This is a genomic window from Nocardia yamanashiensis, assembly GCF_021183565.1.
In the GTDB taxonomy this organism is placed as follows: domain Bacteria; phylum Actinomycetota; class Actinomycetes; order Mycobacteriales; family Mycobacteriaceae; genus Nocardia; species Nocardia yamanashiensis.
In genome coordinates, this window is sequence record NZ_CP089226.1 from 2,786,286 (window position 1) to 2,809,203 (window position 22,918).

Here is a 22,918-nt window from a genome sequence, read left to right on the forward strand (position 1 = left end):
CGGTCAAAGATCCGGAGGTATCGGATGATTCACATCCAGCACCAGGCGCTCGCCGCGCGCCGCCCGCGAGACGCAGAGCAGCATGTCGCCCTGCGCGCGCTGGGCGGCATTGAGCACCGTGTCGCGATGCTCGACGGTGCCCGACAGCACACGCACCTTGCAGGTGGTGCAGAAGCCTTGGCGGCAGGAGTAGGACACCGCCGGTTGCTCCTCCGCCACCACCGACAGGGCCGTGCGATCGGCAGGGACGTCGAGAACTCTTCCGCCCCTGCCCAATTGGACGGTGAACGGCGCACCGTCGACGATCGGCGGCGGCGCGAAGCGCTCGCAGTGCAACTCCACACCCGGTGCGCCGGCGACGCGGGCCGCCACCACCTCGAGCAGAGCCGGTGGGCCGCACACGTATACGGCCGTCGGCCCATCGATATCCGGCACCAGCTCGGTACCCGTGGGCAGGCCCGCGCGGTCGTCGGTACGCACGGTGACCCGCGACCCGTAGCCGCTGATCTCATCCAGGAACGGCAGCGAACTCCGGTGCCGCCCGGTATAGATCAGCGACCAGTCCAGCCCGGCCCGCTCCGCCGCGCGCATCATCCCGAGGATCGGCGTGATCCCGATACCTCCGGCGATAAACCGCAACCGGCTTCGCGCCCCACCCGGCCGCGCCCCACCCGGCCGCGCCTCACCCGACTGCGCCACGCCCGACCGCGCCACGCCCGACCGCGCCTCACCCGACCGCGCCACGCCCGACCGCGCCTCACCCGACCGCGCCACGCCCGACCGCACCCCACGTCGCAGCGCCCCGCCCGACCGAACCCCACCGGCCGGCGTCCGGTCCGGGCGTGCTGCGCCCGATCGATTCGCGCGCGGGCACGCATCGCCGGGCTCGGCCGGTGCCGAGTTCGGCGCAGACGCCTCAGCCGCCGGTTGCGGCGGCCGGATCACGCTGAACGGGAAGGCGTTTCGCGGGCCGCGCACCCCCACTCGGGTGCCGACCGCCAGCGCGTCGTGCAGTTCCACCGATCCGCTCCCGCCCGGGATCCGCCGAACGGCGATGCGATAGTGGAACGGGTCGTCGAGGTCCCCGCACAGCGAGTACTGCCGGACCAGTCCCGACGGCAGCACCAGATCCACGTGGGCGCCCGGCCGCCAGGGGCGCAGGGCCGCTCCGCGCGGGTGCGCGAAGACGAGGCTGACGACCTCTTCGTCCGCGGCCACGATCTCCCGGTCCACGAGCACGAGTTCGCGGATTCCGGTTCCGCCCGGTGCGAGTGGCGGCCGCCCGCGCGGCGACAGCCACGCCAGCACCCGCGCTCCGGGCGCGATGAGTTTGTCCGCGACCATGAGCACCGGATCGCGGCGCAGCGGCGCCCAGAACGCGGGCGGCACACCGCGCCTGCGCATTTCGGCGATCCGGCCCTCGATGGTCTGCGGCTGCGGCGCCCGGGTCATGAAGCGTGCGCGATCTTGGCCGCGGGCGATTGCGCCAGATACGCGACGGCCTGCGCGGTATCGCCGGTGTCCTGCGGGTCGTAATCGGCCCGAACGAACGACGCGAAACCCCGCCCGATCAACCGCCAGCGTGGCAGCACACCCCGCCGCATACCACTGTTGACCTCCCGGACCACCCGCACCGGACCCATATTCGGCAGCGTCGGATCCTGCCGTACCAGCCACCAGGCGATAGCGAGCAGCCCGACCGGCAACCCCACACTGACCCCGAGATAGATGGTCACCAAACGCGGTCGCCGCGCCCCGAAATACCGCGCCACATTCCACGCCACACTGCGATGCTCGACCTCCTCCGCCCCGTGCCAGCGGAACAGATCGGTCAGCGCCGGGTCCGCGCCGAGCGCTTCGAAGTCCTGATTGAGCAACCAGTCCCCGCCGATCGCGGTGAAATGCTCGATCCCGGCGATGGCCGCCAGCATCTGCACCACCACCCGGTGCCGCAGCGGTTCCGGCAGCGTATCGAGGCGGATGATGGCCCGGTCGAAGAGGTATTCGACCTCGGTCAGGATGGGTTCCGGGTCGATCCCGTGCCGCCGCAGGAATTCCCAGATCGCCTGATTGTGCGATTCGGCGTGCACGGCTTCCTGCCCCATGAAGCCGATCATCTGCTCGCGCAGTTCGTCATCGGCGACATACGGCAGCGCCCGCCGGAACATCTCCACGAATCCCCGCTCCCCCAGCGGCAGGATCAGGTTCAGCCCGGAAATGGCATGGGAGGCAACGGGTTCGCCCGGGATCCAGTGCAGCGGCGCCCGCCGGAAGTCGAATCGCACCGCGCGCGGGCGCAGCGCCACCGCGCCTGCCTTGTCGTTCATGGTCCTCACCCCTTCGCCGCGGCCGCCGGACGGCCCCGTTGCCGCCCGCGTCCGCCACGGCGGATCGAGTCCCCTCCAGAGTATTACTGTCCCAGACAATTTCGCTACCATGGTCATCCACGGCATGACACACTGGGACGGTCGATCTTCCGGAGGTCACGAATGCCCGAACCGCGCCAGGGTGGATTGCGACGATTGCGCCGTCGCAGCGCGTCCGAGAACACCGGACAACCGCCGACTTCGCCGATCCTGCGAAACGCCAAGATGGCCACCCTGCCGGTGGCATACGCCGCGCGCAAAGCCGGGGGTCTGGGCCGGCGCGCGACCGGAACCTCCAAAGCCCAGGTGGATCTGGACATCCAGGCGCGCACCGCCCAGCACATGTTCGAGGTGCTCGGCGAGCTCAAGGGTTGCGCGGCCAAGTTCGGGCAGTTGCTGGCGCTCTACGAACTCGCGCTGCCGCCCGAGCTGGGCGCGCCCTACCGGGAAGCGCTGAGCCAGCTGCAGGATTCGGCCCCGGCCATGCTGCCCGCCGCCGTCGATCAAGCCATGGCCGCCCAGCTCGGCCCGGACTGGCGGGAGCTGTTCGCCGACTTCGATTTCCGGGCCACCGCCGCCGCCTCGGTCGGGCAGGTGCATCGCGCGACCTGGCACGACGGGCGCACGGTGGCGGTCAAGCTGATGTACCCGGGAGCGCGGGAATCGGTGCGCTCGGATCTGGCGCAAATCCGGCGCATGGCGCCGCTGGCGACCATCTTCATGCCGGGCGCGGACGTTAACTCGGTGGCCGAAGCCTTCGTCGCCTGCATCGACGACGAACTCGACTACACCCGGGAAGCCGAAACCCAGCGCGTCTTCGCCGACGCCTTCGCCGACGATCCGGACTTCGTGGTGCCGCGCGTGGTGCATCAGCAGGGCGATGTGGTGATCAGCGAATGGCTGGACGGGATTCCGCTGAGCCGGGTGATCGCCACCGGCGCGCAGGCCGAACGCGATCGGGTCGGCATGCTGGTGCTGCGGTTCGTCATGAGCTCGTTCACCCGCACCGGGCTCATCTACACCGACACCCATCCCGGGAATTTCCGGATCATGCGGGACGGGCGGCTGGGCATCGTGGACTACGGGGCATGCTCACCCTTCCCCGAACACTTCCCGCACCTGTTCGCCGAGCTGGCCGATTGCCTGTTCAACGGCACGCACGCCGAACTGGACGCGGCGCTGCGGCGGCACGGCTTCCTGGAGGCGGACCGGGAATTCGATATCGAGGCGTTCGTCGCGCTGCTGGAACCGATCAGCGCGCTCATGTTCCCGCGCACCGTGCACCTGACCACGCCGTGGTTGCGCGAGCAAGTCAAGCGCGCCACCTCGCTGCGACTGTCCAATGTGGCGCGGCAGCTCACCACGCCCGCCGAATTCACCGCGCTCGGGCGCACGCTGCTCACCACCATCGGGGTGCTGTGCCAGCTGAACGCCGAGGGGGCGTTCCGGGACGAATTGTTCGTCTACTGCCCCGAATTGGCGGGGGTGTACGAGCGTTTCCTGCTGCGTGAGGGCGCCGCTACAGGTGCATCCACTTCGGCCACAGCTGCTCCCACGCTTGTTTCCGTCCCGTGCACTTCCAGATGGTGACGTCCTGGGTATTGCCGGGGAATCCGATGCGGGTGTTCACCTTGCCGACCGGATCCACGTGCTCGAACTGGGTGCGCAGCACGGCTTCGTAGCCGCCGACGGCGAGCACGGCGGTGGCGTCGTCGGGCGGGGTGCCGAAGTAGCCGAAGCCGCGGCTGGGACTGTAGATGGGCGGGAGCTCGTCGCGGCCCATCTGGTCGAGAGCGGCTGCCTGCCAATAGGTGTCGGTGAGGATGATCGCGTGATCCTTCTCCGCGGGCGGTAGCGCGTCGTACACGCGGACGACCTCGTCGGTGAGGTCGTGCCAGCCGAAAGAGCCGTAGACGCCGATATTGATGGCGGCCTCGGCGTCGTCCTTGTAGGGCTGGATCGAATCGGCCGAGCGCCAAGGCGTGGCGTAGAGCACGAAACCCGTTGCGCCGAGGGCCAATACGGCGGTGGCGGCGATCAGTGTGCGGCGCCAGATCGGTTGCAGGCGTTCGGCGGTGGTGACCAGGCCGACCGCGCCGGCGGCGATCATGACCGCGTACATGCCGGCCGCATAGTAGATGCGGCCGCCGGTGACCAGGAACGCCACGTACAGCAGGATCAGGGTCGCGCCCAGGAATCGGTACGGGCGCAACGAATCCCACAACAGCAGCACCCACAGGCCCCACAGCAGCAGGAGGGCGCCGAGGTAACCGGCGAGGCTGACCGACATGGGCACGAACAGCAGGCGACCGCCCAGGATGTCCTGTTCGGCGCCGATCACCTTGCCCATCTCCAGCTGTGGCCAGTCATTGTGCGCTTGCCACAGCAGTTCCGGGATGGTCGCCAGCAACACCACGACCCCGCCCGCCCACAGCAGCGGGCGGCGCACCAGCTCCCGGGGACCGAATATCAGGCTGCTCACCGCGACCGCGATCCAGAAGAACGGGATCAGCCATTTCACCTGCATGTCCACCGCGGTGACCAGGGCGGCCAGCAACAACAGGCGGTCGTCACGGGTGCGCACCCAGCGCACCACCAGCCAGGTGATGATCACCCACAGGGCGGTGTCGACGGCATTGGTGGTGAGCATGGTGCCCTGCAGCAGCAGGAACGGGGAACTGGCGTAGCCGAGCGCGGCCAGGGTCTGCGCCCAGCGGCCGCCGCCGAATTCGCGGGCGAGCATGGCGCACAGCACGATCGCGAGGACGGTCAGCAGGACCGAGGGCAGGCGCAGTACGAAGAACGAGCCCGGGGCGATGAGGTCCATGAACCGCGACAGCAGGGGCAGCACCGGTCCCTGATCGGCGTAGCCCCACGACGGCCGCCGGCCCGCTGCCAGGAAGTACAGCTCGTCGCCGAAGTATCCGTATCGGGTCGCGGACAGCAGCAACACCACAGCAGCCGGTATCGCGACCGCGGCCACCGCACGCCACGACATGGGCGGGCGATCCTCGGGGGCGGCGTGACGCCCGGATGATCGGGGCTGGGGCGGGCGATCGACCACGTCGGTCAACGATTCTGCTCCTCGACTGCGGGTACTGATCCGGTTACCAGCGAATCTACAGCGCGCGACCGTACCTCCAGGTCCGCGAAACGCCTCCGGGCGCGCGCCCGCCGCCGGGCCGTACCAACCGGCCTATACTCGATGCCGTATCAGCCTGCCGTGCAACGCATTTCCGCGAAGGAGACCGGCATGTCCGAGCAAACCCCCGAAACCAACCCGTACGGCACGCCCACCACCAGCGGTCCCGAGCCCATCCGCTCCTATCAGGGCACCGTCAACAAGATCGTCCGCACGCTGTTGCGCGTGCCCATACTGGGCCGCCAGGTCGGCAAACGCCTGGTCGTTCTGTACGTGACCGGCCGCAAGTCCGGCAAGGTCTACGACGTGCCCGTCGCCTACACCCGGCACGAGGGCGCCCTGCTGGTCGGCACCGCCAAGCATCCGTGGGTGCGCAATATCCGCAAGGATGTGCCGATCCAGATCTCGATGGGCGGCCCGAAGATCACCGCCGACGCCGAGGTGTTCGAGGACGCCGAATCGGTGGTGCGGCTGTCGACGGTGATCGCCCTGGACAACAAGCAGTGGGCCAAATTCAACGGCATCGGCTTCGATGCGGCCGGTCAGCCCAATAAGGCCGACGCCTACCAGAGCTGGCAGCAGGGCGCGGTCGTCATCAGCATCACCCCGCGCTGATCACGCGGACTTGCGCGCCTGCACGTAGTACTCGACCTTCAACGCGACCAGGAACTGCCGCACCAGCGGCGGCGCCCAGGACACCGAGGCATCCTGCCCGACGACGGGGTCGGTCAGGGTGACCGTCTTGCCGCGGGTCTCGAATTCGAACTTGCCCGCGGCCCGAATGTTCTTCACCCAGTCCACATCCCGCCCGTAGGTGAGCGCGATCCGGTATCCCCCGTCCCGCGCGAACACCGCCACCGGCACCCGATACACCTTCCCCGACTTGCGCCCCGTATGGATCACGATCCCGAATCCCGGCAGTACCCGCGCCGCCACCCCCAGCACCGGATTCGTCACCCGCTTGTTGATCCTGGCCAGCGCCTGCGGAAATGGCATGAGCTCGTCCTCTCCGACGAAAACTGTTGCGCCCCAGACGCTACGCCCCCGCACCCCGATCCGCCCGCTATCGCGCCGCGCCTCCCGCATAAGGTTCATCACAACGGGAAGGAGCCGTGAAGATGCCGGAATTGATCGCCGTCTACAACGCCGCGGGCAAAGAAATAGGCGCCGCGGACCGTGCCGACGTCTACGCCCAGGGCCTCTGGCACGCCAGCGCCGGCGTCCTGGTCCGCTCCACCGACGGCAAACGCGTCTACGTCCACCGCCGCACCGACACCAAATCCGTCTTCGCCGGCATGCACGACTGCCTCGCCGGCGGCGTCCTGTCCCCCCACGAAGACCCCGCCGAAGCCGCGATCCGAGAACTCTCCGAAGAACTCGGCATCCACCTCCCACCGCACGCCGACCGCCCCCTCCCGGTCGCCGGCGCCTCCTGGGACGGCGAATGGCAAGGCCGCCCCATGCGCTGCCACCTCTTCGCCTACGAACTCCGCCACGACGGCCCCTTCACCCACCAGCCCGAAGAAATAGCCGACGGCTGGTGGTGGACCGACGAAGAACTCCGCTCCCACCTCGAAAACCCCACCTGGCCCTTCGTCCCCGACACCCGAACCCTCATCCCCGACCTGCTGCGCTGACCGGCGGCCGAGACGGTGGGCAATTGGGTAGCCAGGTAATCGCCTGATCCCACTCAATTACATTGGCTTACAAACGATCCCGTGCTCGAACAGTTGAAACAGCGATACACCATCGAACGATTCGGTTAGTACATCGCTGTTGTGTCGATGCAAAAAAGAGGGGGATCAACGTGATCGAGGTACCGGCAATCGTCGCCTATCTTGCGGGCGCGGCGGGACTTGCAGGGGGACGCTGGATAGACCGCAATTTCGATCGGGCGCTCGAGGCGCTCACCGATGCGGTCATCCGAAAGATCGGCGGGCAGCCCGTCTCGCAACTGCGAGACAACCCGGACAGCGTCCGGGCCCGCAACCAAGTCGCCGACGCGATCACCCGCGAGGCAGCAACCGACGAGAAGTTCGCCCAGGAACTGGCCGAAATCCAGCGAAAACTCGACAACCTCGACGGACGAGCCTGGATCGCCCGATTCGACAACTCCACCCACATCGTGACCCAGTCCGTAGGAACCGGCCTCGCGGTCGGCAACGACTACACCCACAACGTCAACACCACCGTCGACGTCCCCGGCTCAGACGACCTCTCCAGAGCCCCAGCCTGGACCCGAACCCTCCTCTGGATCGGTTACGCCATCGCCTTCTTCGGCTTCTTCGTCATGATCGCCGCAATGAACCACGGCCCCTCCGACACCAGCGCCCAAACCGGTTTCGCCATCTTCGCCACCGGCGGCGTCCTCATCGCCTTCGCCCAACTCGGCGCCCAAACCTCCAAACCACGCCGCAGAGACCGAATATAACCACGCCGAAAACCCAATTGACACAGAGATATTCCACTGTGAGCATCGCGTGGTGGAGACGCTGCGAATTATCAAGGGGGATGCGACGTGTCCTCAGGCCAAGGGGCCGAAGGTCATTGCGCATGTTTGTAATGATCTAGGTGGATGGGGGAAGGGGTTCGTGCTGGCGGTGTCGAAGCGATGGGCGGAGCCGGAGCGGGCTTATCGCGAGTGGCATCGTGGGCGGGCGGGGAACGATTTCGGGCTCGGTGCCACGCAACTGGTGCAGGTTCGCGAGGACATCTGGGTGGCCAATATGGTTGCGCAGCGCGGGATTCGAAGGGGTAGTGGCGGGGTGCCCATTCGGTATGACGCTGTCGCGCAATGCCTTTCCGCAGTCGCCGAGCATGCGGTGCGCCTCGGGGCGAGTGTGCACATGCCGCGCATCGGCTGTGGGTTGGCGGGCGGCAAGTGGGAGCGGATCGAACCGATCATCGCCGATACACTGTCGGCTCGGCAGGTCGCGGTCACGGTGTACGACTTCGACTGACCGCTCGCGCGATTCTGCACTGCATCCGCTTCGGAGTACTTGCGGATCAATCTGCCTACCGTCGATTCGCGCCGCTACGAGGCCGCGCGCGTCAGCTGTTCGACAATGATGCGGGCGAAGTTCGTTTCGCCCAGGCCGGTCGGGTGCAAGGGGACCACGCCGTCTTGTGGCCGACGGGCGACGATGCCGTTGACCCAGTTCTCGGTCGGATCACAGCTGTCGTGTCCGGCGGCGGGGCCGATCAGGTCGACGAATTCGGCGTGGTTTTCGGTCGCTGCTTTGCGGGTGAGGTCGGCCAGGCGGTCGACTAAGTCCTGGAGGTAGGTGGCGTCTCGGGGCCAGACCGGTTGCGAGGCGCAGCCGCCGTCTCGGGTGTAGAGGCCGTAGCTGGTGATCAGGATGCGCGCTTTGGGTGCCTTGGCGTGAATGGCGTTCAGTACGGCCACGATCGACGGTCCGACGGCGTCTACCGCTTGTGCGCCGCGGTCGATGCCGTCGGCGGTGAGGGTGTCGTGGCAGGAGGTGCCGCCGGGTTCGGGCTGGTGGTTGACGCATTGGTTGGCGATGGTGAGCAGGCCGGTGTCGTTGCCGCCGATGGTGAGGGTGACGAGCGTTGTGTCCGCAGACAGGGCGTCGAGTTGGATCGGGACGGTCGATTCGGCTGTTCTGCCGGTTTGCGGGGTGGTGAGGATGTTCTCGGTGCGGGCGCCGGTGCAGGTCACGTCGCGGAAGACCTTGACGCCCAGCTGGTTTGCCACCAGTTGCGGGTAGTTGACGGCGCTGCGGTAGCAGGGCTCGCCCTTGGCCGATGGGGAGATCCCGGGGCCGGCGGCGAAGGAATCGCCGAGTGCCACGTATTCGGCCAGGAGTGCGCTGTCCGCCTTGTGCTCGTCACCGGAGGGCGACTCGGCGGAACACCCGCTCACGACCGCCACGCCGATGGTCAGCGCCGCGACTGCGGCACGTACCGGGGTGCGCGGGGAACTCGGCAACCACATACCGACCACCATAGGTGCCCGGGCCGGGGCTTCGAACTGCCCGAGGGCCGGGAAACGCAGTGAGCCCACCGGATCCCGCGCGATCCGGTGGGCTCGGGTACTACGGTGCTTACTTGCCCGCAGTTCCGGTGAACAGACCCTGGATGGTCTTGATCAGAACTTCGGACAGGAAATCCGCTGCGGATCCGGACACGTGGTACTCCTCATCTATCTACTGACATGTCAGACGTGTGAAGCATGCATGATTCACATTCTCCGGGGTGGCGTTTTCGCGAAGAAAGTCAGGAAGACTGCCGCCGGTCCGCACGAGGATTCCAGATAGAACATGTTTCAGCTGGAGTTATGTTCGGTGAGTGGGACTATGGGGTGGGTCACAGGGTTAACCGCTGGAGGCGGCGGAGCCGGCCCAGGCGGCGAAAGCGCCCGGGTTACGGGTTTGCAGCAGGACGCGGCCGGGGCCGACGAAGTCGAAGACGAAGCCTTCGCCGGATTTCAGGGACTGCAGGGAGCGGCCGGAGACGGCGCGGCGGATGGTGAAGTTCATGGCGAGGTCGTAGGCGACGACATGGCCGGTGTCGATGGTGACCGGTTCGCCGGGGGCCAGGTCGATGACGTCGATGGCCCCGAAGACGCCGAGAACCACCTCGCCTTGGCCGTGCGCGCGCAGGCCGAAGCCGCCTTCGCCGCCGAAGAGGTTGGACAGGCCGCCCCATTTGGCTTCGACCGCGACGCCGTGCGAGTTGGCGATCCAGCCGCCGCGGCTGATGAAGAAGGGGCGGTCGGGGGTGATGGCGAGGGCGAGCATATCGCCGGGCAGCGCGGGGGCCACGTCCACCCAGCCGCCCTGGGGTGGTGCGGTGAACGTGGAGACGAAGAACGATTCGCCCGCCAGGACCGAACGCTTGAGGCCGGCGAGGATGCCGCCTTCGGCCTTGGCGGCCAAGGTGACTCCGGCCGAATGCGCGACCATGGCCCCGCTCTCGACCCGCATGGGTTCGCCGCCGGCAAGGAAGCAGCGGGCAATGGTCGAGGAGGGATTGTGCCGCAGTTCTACCTTCATGACCGCGACACTAACAGCGTGGACCGACTACCGTGCAGGGTCGAACAACCTGCTCGCGGTACCTATTTGCCGCCCTCGGCGAGCGTCACCGGCTGCGGTGCGTAGCTCGCGCCGTTCACGTCCACGCCTTGGGTTTTCAGCAGATCCAGGGCTTTGGTGACGTACTCGGTGGAGTAGGCGGCCGCGTCGGGATCCTTGGTCAGCACCGTCGCGCCTTCCTGGTTGCGGGCGGTCTTGGCGATGGACACGGTGCGATCCCAGGCCGCTTTGTCGATCATGCCGATTCCGTTGGGAGACGGCCAGATCAGCTTGTTCACCTCGGTGATCTGCCATTGCTGATGGCTCGCGCCCAGCGTCGACCCGGCCGCCACCGTGATATCGCGGCACTTCTCCACATTGTCCCGGCAGAAGGCCCAGCCCTTCAGCGACGCCGCGATGAACTTCACCGTCCGATCGGCGTAGTCCTTGTCCTGCAGCTTCTCGGTATTGGCCCAGATGGCGTCCTGCAACATGGCCACGCCCTGATCGTTCCAGTCCAGCGCCGTGAAATCGGCTGCGGTGTACAGCTTTCCGGTGGCCGGGTTCTTGGTCTCGAGCAACTGCGCGTACTCGTTGTAGGACATGGCCTGCGCGGCGTCGATGTCGCGGGCCAGGAAGGCGTTCATATCGAACTGCTGCTGCACGAGCTTCACATCCGTGGACGGATTCAGCCCGGCCTTGGTCATGCCCGCGAAGAGCTCGAATTCATTGCCGTAGCCCCAGTTTCCGACCTTCTTGCCGCGCAGATCGGCCGCGCCGTTGATGTTCGCGGACTTGAACGAGACCTGCTTGGTGCCCGAGCGCTGGAAGATCTGCGCCACATCGGTGATCCCGGCCCCGGCCTCCCGGGAGGCGAGCGCCTTGGGCACCCAGGCGATGGCGTAATCGGCCTGCCCCTGCGCGAGCACGGTCTGCGGCACGATATCGGTTCCACCGTCGAGGATTTCGACGTCCAGGCCCTGTTCTTTGTAGAACCCCTGGTCCACGGCGGCCAGATACCCCGCGAACTGCCCCTGCTTGAACCACTGCAATTGCAGCTTGATCTTGGTCAAGCCGTCGGCGGTGGTCCCGCTGTCGGAGGCGCTGCATCCGGTCAGGGCGGCAAGGCCCAGTGCGGCGGCGGCCAGGACGGCTCGAAACCGGTATTGCTTTACGGTACTTCTCATTTGGATCTCCCAGGGATGGTGCGGGGTCTGCGGGTGAGCTGCTCGAGCAGCAGCACGGCAGCCAGGAACACCAGGCCGAGCGCCATGGCGGCGACGACGTAGGCCCAGGCGCGCGGGTAGGCGGTATTGGCGGCGGCCGAGGTGATGCGGCTGCCGAGCCCGTGCTGCAGCCCGCCGAAGTATTCGGCGATGATGGCGGCGATCACCGCGCCCGGGGCGGCGATGCGCAGCCCGGTGAACAGGTGAGGCAGCGCGGCGGGCAGCCGGACGGTGCGGGTGATCTGCCAGCCGGTGGCGGCATAGGCGGTCATGAGGTCGGCGTGCACGCGCGGGACTTGACGCAATCCCTTTGCGGCGCTGACGAACACGGGAAAGAACACCACGATGGTGGCGACCAGGCGGCGCGGGGTGTCGGTGGTGGTGGAGTACATGGAGTTCAGCAGCGGCGCGAGCGCGACGATGGGCACCGCCGCCGCGCCGGCCGCGAGCGCGCCCAGAATGCCGTCGGCGACGGTGAACCGCACCGCCAGCACCGCGGCCGCGATCCCGAGCACCGCGCCGACGATCAGCCCGATCAGCGCATTGGATCCGGTGGCGACGGCCGCTTTGAGGATCGCGTCGAAGTTGTCCCCGAAGGCTTCCGCGATCGCTGACGGTGCGGGCAGCAGGAACGACGGCACCCCGGCGGCGACGGTGAGCACCTGCCACAGCAGCAGGATCCCCACCCCGAACACCACCGGCGGCAGCCAGGTCGAGAGCACTCGTGTCATCGAATATCCCGTCCCGCAACGCTTTCGGCATCCGCGTGCCCATCCCGCAACGCCGCGCGCACGGCCGCCACGGCGGTGAAGAACTCGTCGCTCGAGCGCACGTCCCCGTCGCTGTCGCGCCCCCACCCGCCGGTGTCCAGCACCGCGGTGATCCGCCCCGGCCGCGGCGACATGACGACCACCCGGTCCGACAGGAACACCGCTTCGGGAATCGAGTGCGTCACGAAAACCACTGCGGCCCCGGTCTCTTCGGCAATCCGCAGGAGTTCGCCCTGCATCCGTTCCCGGGTCATCTCGTCCAGGGCCCCGAACGGTTCGTCCATCAGCAACAGCGGCGGTTTCCGGGCCAGCGCCCGCGCGATGGCGACGCGCTGCTGCATCCCGCCCGACAGTTCGGCCGGATAGCGCGCCGCGAAGTCGGACAGCCCGGTGATCTCGAGCAATTCCGCACTGCGCGCGCGTCTTTCGCGCTTCCCCACCCCGTGCAATTGCAGCGGCAGTTCCACGTTCTCGGCGACGGTGCGCCAATCCAGCAGTCCGGCCTGCTGGAACGCGATCCCGTACTCCTGATCGAGCCGGGCCTGCCGCGCGGTCTTGCCGTGCACCACCACGGTTCCCGTACTGGGCTGCTCCAGGTCCGCGATGATCCGCAACAGCGTGGACTTCCCGCACCCGGACGGCCCGATGAGCGAGACGAACTCCCCCGCCGCCACGGTCAAGCTGATATCGCTGAGCGCGGTGACCTGCCCCGCCGCGAAGATCTTCCCCACCGCGCCCAATTCGACGGCGGGCGTCGAATCCGGTCTGGACGTATCGCTTTCGGCGAGGGGTGTGCCGACGGTCAACGCGAACCTCCTGAAGAATCACCGGACCCGGCGGGCCGGTTGTACCGGCGCAGTGCGAGTTCGATGAGCGAAACGATCCCGGTCAGCACCACGCCGAGCAGGGCGGCGGCGATGACCGCCGCGTACAGCCGGGCGGCATTGCCGGTGGACTGCTGGGAGAAGACGATGATCTGCCGCCCGATCCCGCCCGCGGTGCCGGTGGAGATCTCCGCGACCACCGCGCCGATCACCGCCGCGGCCGCGCCCAGCCGCAGCGCGGGCAGCAGATGCGGGACGGCGGCGGGTAACCGCAGGTGCAGCAGCGTGGCCCACCAGCCTGCGGCACAGCTGTGCAGCAGCTCCACCGCGGCCTTGGACGGCGATTGCAGCCCGCGCAGCATGCCGATGGCGACCGGGAAGAACACCAGGTAGGCGGCGATGACCACGATGCTCATCCACGGCTTCCAGGGCTGCCCGGCGAGATGGATCTTGCCGCCCCACCCGGCGACCAGCGGCGCGAGGGCGATGAGCGGAACGGTCTGGGAGACGATCACATACGGCAGCAGGCCGCGCTCGACCCACCCGAACCGCTGCATGAGCACGGCCAGCGCGATCCCCACCACGGTGCCGAGCACCAGCGCCAGCAGGGCCAGTTCGAGGGTGAATCCGGCGGTGCGCAACAGGGTGCCGCCGACGGTGGACTTACCGTCCTTCTCCCCCAGGACGGTCACCACCGCCCACACGTGCGGCAGCGCGCCGTCGGTGGTGCGCGGCAGGATCCGCTGTTCGCCGATGCTGACCCCATTGGCCGGCACCAGGTATTTGATCAGCTCCCACACCGCGATCAGCAACCCGAACGCGGCGATCGGATAGAGCAGCCCGCGTACCCCGGGCCGGACGCCGCGCCGCCTGGGCAGCACCGCAACCGGGTCCGGGGCAAGCGTTTCCGATAGGTCGGACAGTGCGGTCACGAGATGTTCTCCGTCGCCGTCACCGGATGCGCCAGCCGCGGCAGCACCGATTCGCCGTACGCCTCCAGCGTCGAGGTCTTGGCATCGTGCTGGAGGTAGACGGCGAACTGGTCGACGCCGAGCGCCTCCAGCTCCCGCAACCGCGCGAGATGATCATCAGGCGTGCCGAGCAGGCAGAACCGGTCCACGATGGCATCGGGCACGAAGGCGGCGTGGGTGTTGCCCGCGCGCCCGTGCTCGTTGTAGTCGTAGCCCTGCCGTCCGGCGATGTAGTCGGTGAGCGCCTGCGGCACGTCACTGTCGGTGCCGTATTTGGTGACGATATCGGCCACGTGATTGCCGACCATGCCGCCGAACCAACGGCATTGCTCCCGAGCGTGTTTCAGGCTCGCGGCGGTGCCGTCGGTGATGTACGCCGGCGCCGCCACGCAGATGGTGACCGCGTCCGGATCGCGTCCGGCGCGTTCGGCGGCGGCCCGTACCCGGGCGATGGTCCATGCGGTGATGTCCGGGTCGGCGAGCTGGAGAATGAACCCGTCGGCCACCTCTCCGGTCAGATCCAGGACGCGCGGCCCGTATCCGGCCACCCACACCGGCAGCGCCGACGCCGCCGCCCACGGGAACCGCACTTCGACCTCGCCGATCCGCGCGGCCCGCCCATTGCCCAATTCCCTGATCACGCCGATGGATTCGCGCAGCTCGGCCACCGTCGCCGGTTTCCCGCCGAGGGTGCGCACCGCCGAATCCCCGCGACCGATCCCGCACACGGTGCGATTGCCGAACATTTCGTTCAAGGTCGCGAAGGTGGAGGCGGTGACCGTCCAGTCCCGGGTGGACGGATTAGTCACCATCGGCCCGACCACGACTTTCCGTGTGGCGGCGAGGATCTGGCTGTAGATGACGTACGGCTCCTGCCACAGCAGATGCGAGTCGAACGTCCAGACATGCGAGAAGCCGTGCGTTTCGGCGATTCTGGCCAGTTCCACGACGCGTGAGGCGGGCGGCGTGCATTGCAGCACCACTCCGATATCCATGCGGCACCCTCCTTTTCGTGCGCTGGGGTCGGTCAGATCAAGTTCTGCGAGAGTCCGCGTTTGACGAACCGCCCGTGCCCGGTACTGCCCAGGTACGCTCCGTCGTCGATGATCACGCGCCCGCGCGAGAGCACCGTGTCCACGTGCCCGTCGATCTCCACGCCCTCGTAGGCGGAGTGATCCATGTTCATGTGATGGGTCTTGCCGAGCCCGATGCTGGTGTGCCCGTTCGGGTCGTAGATCACCACGTCGGCGTCCGCGCCCGGGCTGATCACGCCCTTGCGCGGGTACATGCCGAACATGCGCGCGGGCGCGGTGCAGCAGACCTCGACCCATTTCTCCAGCGAGATGCGACCGTCCTTGACGCCCTGGAACATCAGGTCCATCCGGTGTTCGACGCCGCCGATGCCATTGGGGATCTTGCTGAAATCGCCCAGCCCCAGCTCTTTCTGGCCTTTCATGCAGAACGGGCAGTGATCGGTGGCGACGCTGGTGACGTCCCCGGTGCGGATGTAGCGCCACAGCTCGTCCTGATGCCCTTCGGCGCGCGCACGCAGCGGCGTCGAGCACACCCATTTCGCGCCCTCGAAACCCGGTGCGCCCAGCTGTTCTTCGAGCGAGAGGTACAGGTACTGCGGACAGGTCTCGCCGAAGACGTTCTGTCCCCGGCCGCGCGCCTGCGCGATCTGCTCGAGCGCCTGCTTGGCCGAGACGTGCACGACATACAGCGGCGCGCCGGTCACCTTGGCCAGCATGATGGCGCGGTGGGTGGCCTCCTCCTCGAGCTCCCACGGGCGTGAGGTGCCGTGGAAATACGGTGCGGTATCGCCCCGCCCGAGCGCCTGCTCGATGAGCACGTCGATGGCGATGCCGTTCTCGGCGTGCATCATCAGCAGCGCCCCCAGCTCCGCGCTGGTCTGCATCGCCCGCAGGATCTGCCCGTCATCGGAGTAGAAGACGCCCGGATAGGCCATGAACAGCTTGAAGCTGGTCACCCCTTCGGATACCAATTCCGCCATGCCCTTGAGGGATTCGGCGTTGACGTCCCCGACGATCTGATGGAATCCGTAGTCGACCGCGCACTGCCCCTCGGCCTTGCGATGCCACAGCGCCAGGGTGTCCTGCACCCGCTCCCCCGGCTTCTGCACGGCGAAGTCCACGATGGTGGTGGTGCCGCCCCAGGCCGCGGCCCGGGTGCCGGTTTCGAAGGTGTCGGAGGCTTCGGTCCCGCCGAACGGCAACTGCATGTGGGTGTGCGCGTCCACGCCGCCCGGGATGACGTATTTCCCGGTGGCGTCGATGACGGTGTCGGCGGTGGCGGCCAAGTCATGGCCGAGCGCGGTGGATCCCGGCTGGATCACCGCCGCGATGGTCTCGCCGTCGATCAGTACGTCCAGGGGCTGGGATCCCGTGGCCGACACCACGATTCCGCCGTGGATGAAGACCTTGCTCACGGCTCCACCAGCTTCCCGTAGGCATCCGGGCGCCGGTCGCGATAGAACGCCCACCGATCCCGAACCACCTTGATCAGATCCATATCGAGGTCCCGCACGACCAGCTCCGGGCTGGTGTCGGAGGCGACCTCGCCGACGAACTTGCCCTCGGGATCGACGAAGTAGCTGGTCCCGTAGAAGTCGTCGTCGCCGAGGTCCTCGATGCCCACCCGGTTGATGGCCCCGATGTAGTACTCGTTGGCCACCGCCGAGGCCGGCTGCTCGAGCTTCCACAGGTAGCTCGACAGCCCGCGCGAGGTGGCCGAGGGATTGAAGACGATCTGCGCCCCGGCCAGCCCGAGGGCGCGCCAGCCTTCCGGGAAGTGCCGGTCGTAGCAGATGTAGACGCCGACCTTGCCGACCGCGGTGTCGAACACCGGCCAGCCCAGATTCCCGGGCCGGAAGTAGAACTTCTCCCAGAACCCGTACACCTGCGGAATATGGTGCTTGCGGTATTTGCCGAGGTAGCTGCCGTCGGCGTCGACGACCGCCGCGGTGTTGTAGAGGAACCCGTCCTGTTCCTTCTCGTACACCGGCAGCACCATCACCATGCCGAGTTCCCGGGCCAGCGCCTGGAAGCGCTCCACCGTCGGCCCCGGCACCGATTCCGCGTAGTCGTAGAACTTCGCGTCCTGCACCTGGCAGAAGTACGGCCCGTAGAACAACTCCTGGAAGCAGATCACCTTGGCCCCCGCCGCCGCGGCCTGCCGCGCGTACTCCTCGTGGGCCTTGATCATGGACTCTTTGTCACCGGTCCAGTTCGTCTGGACCAGCGCCGCTCGAACGATTGCCATGCTTTGTGATACTGCACCTGAAACGGATTTGCTTGTGTTACAAGATGAAGGAAACAGTTTCGTGACCGTAAATTGTGTGGGCCGGTGCTCGGCCCCCTCCGTCTCCGCACGCAGAATCACACTGTGACAACCGAACTCGACCCCCAGCAGCTGGATCCGGCGACCGCCCGGCAATCCGGCGCTGCGGGCGGTCGGCGTGTCGCTGCCGGCGGCGCCGCGTTCGATGCCGCCGAATTGCGGGCCGACGTGCACGACCGCACGGCCGCGGGCATCGCCGGGGCGGTCGGGCGGCGGATCCGCTCGGGCGCGCTCGCCCCCGGCACGAGGCTGCCCACCGTGCGCGAGGTGGCGCGCGAGCTCAAGGTCTCCCCCGCCACCGTCACCCAGGCCTGGCGCGCGCTCGCCGCCGCGGGGGTGATCGTGGCGCGCGGGCGGGCGGGCACCTTCGTGAACGCGGACCCGCATCCCGCCGGGCCGCCCGCCGCCGGGGGCCGCTACCGGCGGCTGCACCCGCACTCCGACAGCACTTTTCGCATCGACCTCTCGCGCGGGGTCCCCGATCCGGCACTGCTGCCCGATCTCACCGCCGCGCTGCGGGCGCTCGGCGGGGACGACAGCATCGACGATCTGTCGGCCACCTATCTCGGCGACGCGGTGCTGCCGGAGCTCGAGCGCCTGGTGCGCGCCGACTGGCCGGGCCGGGCCGAACGCCTGACCGTGCTGGACGGCGCGCTCGATGCCGTCGACCGGCTGCTGTCCGCGCATGTCCGGCTGGGCGATACCGTCGTGGTCGAGAATCCGTGCTTTCCGCCGTTTCTGGATCTGCTCGGCCGCCTCGGCGCGCGCCCGGTGCCCGTCGCCATGGACGGCTGCGGCCTGCTGCCGCACGAGCTGGCGATCGCGCTCGCCACCGCCACCCCGGCCGCCGTACTCCTGCAGCCGCGCGCCCAGAACCCCACCGGCGCTTCACTTTCCGCGCAACGCGTGCGCGAACTGGCCGATGTGCTGGCCGATGCGGCCGTCACCGCCGGGTCCAGTCCGCCGATCATCGAGGACGACCACAGCTCCGGCATCGCCCACGCCCCGCTGCGGTCGCTGGCGGCCCGCCTGCCCGGGCGCACCGTGCACATCCGGTCCTATTCCAAATCCCACGGCGCGGATCTGCGCCTGGCGGTCGTCGGCGGTCCGGCCGCGCTGCTCGATCCCGTCGTCGAACGCCGCATGCTCGGCCCGGGCTGGTCCAGCCGCCTGCTGCAACGCGTCCTGGTGCACATGCTCACCGACAGCGCGGCGCGCGATACCGTCGCCGGCGCGCGCACCGCCTACCGCGCCCGGTCCGAAGCCTTGCGCAAAGCCCTGTCCCAGCACGGCATTCCGGTCGCTCGCGCGGACGGCATCAATCTCTGGGTTCCCGTCGCCGACGAGAACGCGGCGATGATCTCGCTCGCGGCCGCGGGCATCAAGGCCGCCCCGGGTGGCCCTTTCGAGGTCACCGAGCATCCCGAGACCGATCATCTGCGCCTGACCGTCGCCGCACTGCACCGCGCGGACGTGGACGAACTCGCGGCGCATTTGGCCACGGCCGCCGCGGCCCTGCCCACCTACCGGCGGGCCCGCCGCGCCTGAGCGGATTCGAATTCACACCCCGCCGGGTTCGAACCCGCACCGAATGGTTATCACGCACTGTGAGATGGATCATCGAAACCCGTCGGTTCGTCAGAGCGATGAGCTCTACGATGCCGATCAGCTATCGACCAGCAGCATGACGGAGGGAAACGCAATGATCGCACGTACCACCGGCCGGGCGGCCGCACTCGCAGCGACCGCCGGAATCGCGCTCGCACTGGGCACCGGCGCGGCGCACGCCGACGAATGGCCCGAACAGCAGCCCAACAGCCCGATCTCGGTCTTCGAGACCAAGAACTTCCTCACCCCCGACAACCCCGCCTACTGGAACCCCTTCGATTTCGGCAACCGCCTCACCTCCCCCTACGGCACCAGCACCCGCATCGTGTGCAACAGCTTCCACGGCGTGACCATGTCCTGCTGGCAGGCCGACCAGGACGGCAACCCCCACCAGCTCCAGAAGCTGCCCTTCAACTTCCCCGCCCTCCCGGGCTACGGGCGGCTCGACGGCGGCAGCAATTTCGTCTACCCGGGCTACATCCCCGGCGTCAGCTGAGCGGCAAGCGGTTCGGCCCGGACGCACGAAAGCGGCGCATCTCCGAAAGAGGAGATGCGCCGCTTCGTATTCCGGCTTACAGGTACTGGCCGGTGTTCGACTCGGTGTCGATGGCGCGGGAAGCACTCGCGTTCTTGCCCGTGACCAGGGTGCGGATGTAGACGATCCGCTCGCCCTTCTTGCCCGAGATGCGCGCCCAGTCATCGGGATTCGTGGTGTTGGGCAGGTCCTCGTTCTCGGAGAACTCGTCCACGATCGAATCGTAGAGATGCTGGATGCTCAGGCCCGGATTGCCGGTTTCCAGGACGGACTTGATGGCGTACTTCTTGGCCCGGTCCACGATGTTCTGGATCATGGCGCCGGAGTTGAAGTCCTTGAAGTACAGGACTTCCTTGTCACCGTTGGCGTAGGTGACCTCCAGGAAGCGGTTGTCCTCGCTCTCGGCGTACATGCGATCCACCACGCGTTCGATGGTGGCCTGTACGCACTTGCCGCGATCGCCGTCGAATTCCTGCAGGTCGTCGGCGCGCAGCGGCAGGGTCTCGGTCAGGTACTTGGAGAAGATGTCCTGGGCCGCTTCGGCATCCGGACGCTCGATCTTGATCTTCACATCGAGACGGCCGGGACGCAGGATGGCCGGGTCGATCATGTCCTCGCGGTTGGAGGCGCCGATCACGATGACGTTCTCCAAGCCCTCGACGCCGTCGATCTCCGAGAGCAGCTGCGGCACAACGGTGGTCTCGACATCGGACGAGACGCCCGAACCGCGGGTGCGGAAGATGGAATCCATCTCGTCGAAGAACACGATGACCGGGGTGCCCTCGGACGCCTTCTCACGCGCCCGCTGGAAGATGATCCGGATATGCCGCTCGGTCTCGCCGACGAACTTGTTCAAGAGCTCGGGGCCCTTGATGTTCAAGAAGAACGACTTGGCTTCCTTGGCATCCTCACCGCGCGCCTCGGCGATCTTCTTGGCGAGCGAGTTGGCGACGGCCTTGGCGATCAGCGTCTTACCGCAGCCGGGCGGGCCGTAGAGCAGCACGCCCTTGGGCGGCCGCAGCGCGTACTCGCGGAACAGATCCTTGTGCAGGAACGGCAGTTCCACCGCATCGCGAATCTGCTCGATCTGGCGCGAGAGGCCACCGATGTCGTGGTAGTCGACATCCGGCACCTCCTCCAGGACCAGATCCTCGACCTCGGCCTTGGGGATGCGCTCGAAGGCGAAGCCGGCCTTGGTGTCGACCAGCAGCGAATCGCCCGGGCGCAGTTTGCGAATCGGGCGATCCGGATCTTCCAGATCGTCTACGTCCACCAGCGCGCTCAGCGGCCCGGACAGCCAGACCACGCGCTCCTCGTCGGCATGCCCGACGACCAGGGCGCGACGCCCGTCGTCGAGAATCTCACGCAGCGTGCCGATTTCACCGATCTGATCGAACAGCCCCGCTTCCACCACGGTCAGCGCCTCGTTGAGACGCACGGTCTGACCGTAAGTGAGAGTGGAGGTATCGATATTCGGCGAACACGTCAGCCGCATCTTGCGCCCGGAGGTGAAAACGTCGACCGTCTGATCGTCGTACGTACCAAGCAGGACACCGTAGCCGGACGGTGGCTGACCGAGCCGGTCGACTTCCTCACGGAGAGCGACCAGTTGCTGGCGCGCTTCCTTGAGGGTGTCCATCAGTTTGGTGTTGCGAATCGTCAGCGAATCGACGCGCGCTTCCAATTCCCGTGTGCGATCCGGCGAGTCGGCGAGTTGCCTCCGGAGTGCAGCCGCCTCGGCACGCACGGCCTCGAGTTCCCTCCAGGCGGCCGAATCGGAATGTTCCATGGGGCTCATGATGCTGCTCCTCCCAGTCCCGGTCTATCAACGCTACCGGGCGATAACCGTTCCCGCTTTCCGACATGGTTTCGTCGTGATCACATCTAGGCTGCGGCGGACCTTTGCGGCAGGCATGTTAGCCTGCCCTAACCTGTTTCCGGCGAGTTAATCGCCGGCCGAGCCGAAAGGGTGCCCGTCGATGCTCCTTCCCGAGAGTCGTACCCGTATATCGGGCAACGTCACGCGGACGCTTCGTGTTTCCGTGGCTACCGTCGCGGCGGCGCTAGCCGTTACCGCAACTTTGGCTGGCTGCGGCTCCGACGACAAGGGTTCCGCGCAAAGCGGCACGAGCGTGTCGGCCTCGGCGTCCGTCGCGTCCGCCGCGCCGGCCCCCACCGCGGCCGAGTTGCAGGGCGTGCTGACGGCCTTCGCCGATCCCGCGAAACCGGCCGCTGACAAGGCAAAACTCGTCGTGGACGGGGACAAGCGGGTGGCCCTGATCGAGACCATGAACAAGGGCTTGGCCAACTATCAGGTGAGTTTCACGGTCGGCGAAATCAAGACCGAGGGAAACAAGGCCGACGCCAAGGTGGCGGTGGTTTCCCCGCACGGCACCATGCCGGACGTGCCGATGGCCTTCACCTACGCCGACGGCGCGTGGAAGCTGTCCGACGCCGGGGCGTGCACCATCCTGGGCATGGCGCGCGCCGCCTGCCAGCCGTAATTCGTTCCGCTTCAGTCGAAAGGCACGTTCGCACATGCTCGCTCGCACCGCCCGCCTCTCGTTCGCCGCGTTCGGTATCGCCGCCGCGCTGACCTCGGCCACCGGCCTGGCCGGGGCCGCCGACGCGCCCGCCGCGGCGGAATTGCAGTCCCAGCTGGAACGCTTCACCGACCCGTCGGTACCGACCGCGGACAAGGCGAATCTCATGGTCGGCGGGGCGAACCGGACCGCCAATATCGAGAAGATGAGCCAGGGACTGGCCAACTACGGCACGATCGGCTGGGGCGTGTCGGGCGTGCAGGCGAACGGCGACACCGCCAACGCGACCGTCGCGATCTCCTCGCCGCACGGCACCATGCCCGGCGTGCCCATGACCTGGACGCACACCGAGGCCGGCTGGCAGCTCTCGGAGAGCACCGCGTGCACCATCCTCGCCATGGGCAAGGCACCCTGCTGACTCGGGCCGCACCCGCGTAGGAACGACAGGAATCCCCCGCCACCGGAAGGTGGCGGGGGATTCGTCTCAGAGTGGGTGACAACTGATTTCGCGACCCGAGGGTAACTCGCCGGGCACGC

23 protein-coding genes are annotated in these 22,918 nt (G+C 67.6%); 9 read left to right on the forward strand and 14 right to left on the reverse strand.

Annotation, left to right across the window (positions count from 1 at the left end):
• Positions 1-3 precede the first annotated feature (3 nt).
• Complete coding sequence (locus LTV02_RS13555) at positions 4-1,452, reverse strand: PDR/VanB family oxidoreductase (RefSeq protein WP_233040352.1); 1,449 nt, start codon at positions 1,450-1,452, stop codon at positions 4-6.
• Complete coding sequence (locus tag LTV02_RS13560; protein WP_233040353.1) at positions 1,449-2,327, reverse strand: metal-dependent hydrolase; 879 nt, start codon at positions 2,325-2,327, stop codon at positions 1,449-1,451. Before LTV02_RS13560 ends, LTV02_RS13555 begins: the two co-directional genes overlap by 4 nt.
• A 162-nt stretch (positions 2,328-2,489) precedes the next feature.
• Here LTV02_RS13560 and LTV02_RS13565 point away from each other — a divergent pair, with 162 nt between their 5' ends.
• On the forward strand, positions 2,490-3,956 hold the full coding sequence (locus LTV02_RS13565) for an ABC1 kinase family protein (RefSeq protein ID WP_233040354.1): 1,467 nt from the start codon (positions 2,490-2,492) through the stop codon (positions 3,954-3,956).
• On the opposite strand, the gene LTV02_RS13570 is transcribed toward LTV02_RS13565, so the two are convergent.
• The gene (locus tag LTV02_RS13570) at positions 3,886-5,430 is read right to left on the reverse strand and encodes a glycosyltransferase family 39 protein (RefSeq protein WP_233041567.1); all 1,545 of its coding nucleotides are present in this window, start codon (positions 5,428-5,430) and stop codon (positions 3,886-3,888) included. The two genes, LTV02_RS13565 and LTV02_RS13570, sit on opposite strands and share 71 nt — an antisense overlap.
• A 189-nt stretch (positions 5,431-5,619) precedes the next feature.
• Here LTV02_RS13570 and LTV02_RS13575 point away from each other — a divergent pair, with 189 nt between their 5' ends.
• The gene (locus LTV02_RS13575; RefSeq protein ID WP_233040355.1) at positions 5,620-6,123 is read left to right on the forward strand and encodes a nitroreductase/quinone reductase family protein; all 504 of its coding nucleotides are present in this window, start codon (positions 5,620-5,622) and stop codon (positions 6,121-6,123) included.
• Here LTV02_RS13575 and LTV02_RS13580 read toward each other — a convergent pair whose 3' ends face one another.
• On the reverse strand, positions 6,124-6,504 hold the full coding sequence (locus LTV02_RS13580) for a nitroreductase family deazaflavin-dependent oxidoreductase (RefSeq protein ID WP_233040356.1): 381 nt from the start codon (positions 6,502-6,504) through the stop codon (positions 6,124-6,126).
• 122 nt (positions 6,505-6,626) lie between these two features.
• Between LTV02_RS13580 and LTV02_RS13585 the strand changes: the two genes are divergently transcribed.
• The 3 genes from LTV02_RS13585 (at position 6,627) to LTV02_RS13595 (ending at position 8,468) form a co-directional block, all read left to right on the forward strand.
• Positions 6,627-7,145, forward strand: a complete 519-nt coding sequence (locus LTV02_RS13585; RefSeq protein ID WP_233040357.1) for an NUDIX hydrolase — start codon at positions 6,627-6,629, stop codon at positions 7,143-7,145.
• Between the two features lie 170 nt (positions 7,146-7,315).
• On the forward strand, positions 7,316-7,939 hold the full coding sequence (locus LTV02_RS13590; RefSeq protein WP_233040358.1) for an MRP8 family protein: 624 nt from the start codon (positions 7,316-7,318) through the stop codon (positions 7,937-7,939).
• A 49-nt stretch (positions 7,940-7,988) separates the two neighbouring features.
• The gene (locus LTV02_RS13595; RefSeq protein ID WP_233040359.1) at positions 7,989-8,468 is read left to right on the forward strand and encodes a macro domain-containing protein; all 480 of its coding nucleotides are present in this window, start codon (positions 7,989-7,991) and stop codon (positions 8,466-8,468) included.
• 74 nt (positions 8,469-8,542) lie between these two features.
• Here the strand turns inward: LTV02_RS13595 and LTV02_RS13600 are convergent, their stop codons facing one another.
• The 9 genes from LTV02_RS13600 to LTV02_RS13640 form a co-directional block, all read right to left on the reverse strand.
• Positions 8,543-9,466 (reverse strand): SGNH/GDSL hydrolase family protein, encoded by a 924-nt coding sequence (locus LTV02_RS13600; RefSeq protein WP_233040360.1) that lies wholly within the window; start codon positions 9,464-9,466, stop codon positions 8,543-8,545.
• A gap of 379 nt (positions 9,467-9,845) precedes the next feature.
• Positions 9,846-10,526: a TIGR00266 family protein gene (locus LTV02_RS13605; protein WP_067709561.1), complete on the reverse strand. Its 681-nt coding sequence runs from the start codon at positions 10,524-10,526 to the stop codon at positions 9,846-9,848.
• A gap of 62 nt (positions 10,527-10,588) precedes the next feature.
• Complete coding sequence (locus tag LTV02_RS13610; RefSeq protein WP_233040361.1) at positions 10,589-11,731, reverse strand: ABC transporter substrate-binding protein; 1,143 nt, start codon at positions 11,729-11,731, stop codon at positions 10,589-10,591.
• On the reverse strand, positions 11,728-12,501 hold the full coding sequence (locus LTV02_RS13615) for an ABC transporter permease (protein ID WP_233040362.1): 774 nt from the start codon (positions 12,499-12,501) through the stop codon (positions 11,728-11,730). Before LTV02_RS13615 ends, LTV02_RS13610 begins: the two co-directional genes overlap by 4 nt.
• On the reverse strand, positions 12,498-13,346 hold the full coding sequence (locus LTV02_RS13620) for an ABC transporter ATP-binding protein (protein WP_233040363.1): 849 nt from the start codon (positions 13,344-13,346) through the stop codon (positions 12,498-12,500). Before LTV02_RS13620 ends, LTV02_RS13615 begins: the two co-directional genes overlap by 4 nt.
• A complete protein-coding gene (locus tag LTV02_RS13625) occupies positions 13,343-14,296 on the reverse strand; it encodes an ABC transporter permease (protein ID WP_233040364.1) in 954 nt (317 codons plus the stop codon). The genes LTV02_RS13620 and LTV02_RS13625 overlap by 4 nt, the downstream gene beginning before the upstream one ends.
• Positions 14,293-15,330, reverse strand: a complete 1,038-nt coding sequence (locus tag LTV02_RS13630) for a TIGR03842 family LLM class F420-dependent oxidoreductase (RefSeq protein WP_233040365.1) — start codon at positions 15,328-15,330, stop codon at positions 14,293-14,295. Before LTV02_RS13630 ends, LTV02_RS13625 begins: the two co-directional genes overlap by 4 nt.
• 32 nt (positions 15,331-15,362) lie before the next feature.
• Entirely contained in the window at positions 15,363-16,784 is a 1,422-nt protein-coding gene (gene hydA, locus LTV02_RS13635; protein WP_233040366.1) for a dihydropyrimidinase, read from the reverse strand.
• The gene (locus LTV02_RS13640; protein ID WP_067709572.1) at positions 16,781-17,617 is read right to left on the reverse strand and encodes a nitrilase-related carbon-nitrogen hydrolase; all 837 of its coding nucleotides are present in this window, start codon (positions 17,615-17,617) and stop codon (positions 16,781-16,783) included. Before LTV02_RS13640 ends, hydA begins: the two co-directional genes overlap by 4 nt.
• A gap of 123 nt (positions 17,618-17,740) precedes the next feature.
• On the opposite strand from LTV02_RS13640, the gene LTV02_RS13645 reads away from it, so the two are divergent.
• Positions 17,741-19,243 carry an aminotransferase-like domain-containing protein gene (locus tag LTV02_RS13645; RefSeq protein WP_233040367.1) on the forward strand — a complete coding sequence of 501 codons (1,503 nt, stop codon included), beginning with the start codon at positions 17,741-17,743 and terminating at the stop codon, positions 19,241-19,243.
• A gap of 154 nt (positions 19,244-19,397) precedes the next feature.
• Positions 19,398-19,799, forward strand: coding sequence for a hypothetical protein (locus LTV02_RS13650; protein WP_233040368.1), 402 nt, complete (start codon positions 19,398-19,400; stop codon positions 19,797-19,799).
• 76 nt (positions 19,800-19,875) lie between these two features.
• Here the strand turns inward: LTV02_RS13650 and arc are convergent, their stop codons facing one another.
• A complete protein-coding gene (gene arc / locus LTV02_RS13655) occupies positions 19,876-21,636 on the reverse strand; it encodes a proteasome ATPase (protein ID WP_067709574.1) in 1,761 nt (586 codons plus the stop codon).
• A 334-nt stretch (positions 21,637-21,970) separates the two neighbouring features.
• Here arc and LTV02_RS13660 point away from each other — a divergent pair, with 334 nt between their 5' ends.
• Both LTV02_RS13660 and LTV02_RS13665 read left to right on the forward strand, forming a co-directional pair.
• Positions 21,971-22,342: a hypothetical protein gene (locus LTV02_RS13660; RefSeq protein WP_233040369.1), complete on the forward strand. Its 372-nt coding sequence runs from the start codon at positions 21,971-21,973 to the stop codon at positions 22,340-22,342.
• A gap of 34 nt (positions 22,343-22,376) precedes the next feature.
• Positions 22,377-22,799, forward strand: coding sequence for a hypothetical protein (locus tag LTV02_RS13665; protein ID WP_233040370.1), 423 nt, complete (start codon positions 22,377-22,379; stop codon positions 22,797-22,799).
• Positions 22,800-22,918: the final 119 nt, after the last annotated feature.